At 39.4% G+C, this 789-nt stretch carries 1 protein-coding gene; it reads left to right on the plus strand.

The annotated features are described in order from the left end of the window. Positions 1-145 precede the first annotated feature (145 nt). On the plus strand, positions 146-628 hold the full coding sequence (locus D8872_RS10690) for a sigma-70 RNA polymerase sigma factor region 4 domain-containing protein (RefSeq protein WP_045497765.1): 483 nt from the start codon (positions 146-148) through the stop codon (positions 626-628). Positions 629-789 lie beyond the last annotated feature (161 nt).

The following is a 789-nucleotide window of genomic DNA, read 5'->3' on the forward strand; positions in this document are numbered from 1 at the left end:
CTAACATGTCTTAAAAAGTCCCTGAGATGTCTCAAATTTTTTTGTTAGGAACCAGTTAGAGCATAAAATAGACAGGATGGAGGAATGCCCCCTGAAGGAAGATTTTTTCTTGTAGAATCATATTATCAAAGAAAAAGGAGATAACATGAACTTCAAGGAACGCTATGAGAAAGTGCAGTGGATCGTCCGTCGCTGTGCACGGGATTATTATGTACATTTATGGGAGAGTAGTGACTGGGAACAAGAGGGTATGTTGGTTTATCACCAGCTGGAAGAAAGCCATCCAGATATCAGTCAAGACGAAAGTCGCCTTTATCGCTACTTCAAAACAAAATTTCGGAATCATATTCATGACATTCTTCGAAAGCAAGAGAGCCAAAAACGCCGCTTCGATCGTCAGTCTTATGAAGAAGTTGGTACCATTAGTCATAGACTGAGCAAGCGCGAACTAGCTTTAGATGATTTAGTCGCTCTTCGAAGTTCGTTAGCAGCCTACACTTCCAAGTTAGACAAAGAACAACTAGAGTTATACCACCGCTTACTAGGCGACGAACGCTTTAAGGGGCGTAAAAGACTGTTGCGAGAGTTAGAGGAATATTTAATAGACTTCAGCAGCACGGTGATATAGAGAATAAGGGAGAGGTAAGAGGGAGATGTTACCTTTCCCTATTAGTTATTGATTTATCAGTGATTTTGATGGTGGTGGGAAATAAATTTGTAAAAAAGATAAAAAAATTCAAAAAAAGTGTTGACAAGGGAGTGGATAGGTGATATACTGATATAGTTGTC

Source organism: Streptococcus cristatus (assembly GCF_003943815.1).
Classification (GTDB): Bacteria; Bacillota; Bacilli; order Lactobacillales; family Streptococcaceae; genus Streptococcus; species Streptococcus cristatus_F.